The organism is Anaerovorax odorimutans (assembly GCF_024459955.1).
Classification (GTDB): domain Bacteria; phylum Bacillota; class Clostridia; order Peptostreptococcales; family Anaerovoracaceae; genus Hominibacterium; species Hominibacterium odorimutans_A.
In genome coordinates this window covers 1-735 of the sequence record NZ_JANFXK010000076.1, presented here as the reverse complement: position 1 = coordinate 735, position 735 = coordinate 1, and the positions used below count along the sequence as shown (strand labels likewise).

The following is a 735-nucleotide window of genomic DNA, read 5'->3' as shown; positions in this document are numbered from 1 at the left end:
CGCGACCGGAACTTTGCTTTCTTCAATCTGCTTTGCTGGCTGGTAAACACCTGCCAAAGACAATAGATGCTGCTCTCTCCAATCCTTGCCGTAGAGTTTTCGCAGTGTGCCGTAGGATAACAAGTCGATAGCGGATTCAAACAGATGGACAAGATCGCTTTCTTTTTCGGCGGGTACACAAAAGGAATAGCGTTTATCACTTCCATTCACATCTCCTAGGAAATCCGTACAGGTGCTGCGCATAAAGGCATATCGCGGGACCCCCGCAGCATCCATGCCAACAAAGACCGCATTGTGATGCTCCTTGCACTCATAGAGTCTTCCGGACTGAATACAAAACCGTACCAGCTCAAGGTCGATGCCCCGCTTATTCAGGTATTTTGTCACCTGGTTGGCATTGTGGTTCTTTGGAGGCAAAAGAAGCCGCTGTTCTTTGTTCTTTTCGGCAGGTAAGGTTTTCTGCCTCTGTCCCAACGATTTTCCCAAGATCGTCTCCGCAGCTTCCAGAAAGTCCAGACCTTGCACTTTAATCAAGTAATCCAGAGCGCTTTTCCCTCCGATTCCCCGGCTCCACCACATCCACTTACCGTTGGAAATCTTCAAACTATCGTGTGTGCGGGTGGTATAAACACGGTCAGAAACTCGTTTTAGTTCTTGTGGCTCATAATCCCTAAGATAGGTCAAAAGATCCATTTGTTTTATCTCCGCCAAAGTCTCTGGCTCAATATATGCCAA

1 protein-coding gene is annotated in these 735 nt (G+C 47.6%); it reads right to left on the bottom strand.

The annotated features are described in order from the left end of the window. Nucleotides 1-693: DUF3991 domain-containing protein (locus tag NE619_RS17910; RefSeq protein ID WP_330640850.1), on the bottom strand; the 693-nt coding region annotated here is incomplete at its 3' end. Between the last annotated feature and the right edge of the window lie 42 nt (nt 694-735).